Source organism: Haloarcula sp. Atlit-47R, assembly GCF_003665985.1.
Lineage (GTDB): Archaea > Halobacteriota > Halobacteria > Halobacteriales > Haloarculaceae > Haloarcula > Haloarcula taiwanensis.
In genome coordinates, this window is sequence record NZ_QPLQ01000068.1 from 1 (window position 1) to 457 (window position 457).

Consider the following 457-nt stretch of genomic DNA (forward strand, 5'->3'; position numbering starts at 1 on the left):
TCGAATTGTTCTACGAGGTCGTCTTCGTTCCCGCGGTAGAGGTGTGGTATGAGTGAATTTAGAGGATGAACGTCCTTGATCGGGTTATTGTCAAGCGTGTTGATAACGAACTTGTTGACCGTGTCGATATCGGCGTCACCGACGGCTTCCAACCCGTTCCGCAGGTCACCACTGTAAGCGCGAATCTTGGTTGCTATGAGGAACGCTGTTTCTAAGCACAGTTCTGGTTCGGTCGCTGCACAGTCCTCCATTATAATTGAGACGTGCGAGAGGGACTGGTAGGAGAGTGAATCAACGATACTCTGCACTTCAGTCAGTTTTTCTGAACACGACAGAGAGTCATCCACTTCGAGGTCTACGACGTGCCAGACGGGAAGTTCATTGTCCTCGGCCATGACTGGTAGTATAGTTGCCTATCTGATAGCTCTACTCCGAGAAAACCCGAATCTCGGAAGTC

1 pseudogene is annotated in these 457 nt (G+C 50.1%); it reads right to left on the reverse strand.

The features are described from left to right. Positions 1 to 395 (reverse strand): annotated as a pseudogene (locus DVK00_RS20905) (hypothetical protein); the annotation flags it as partial. Positions 396 to 457: the final 62 nt, after the last annotated feature.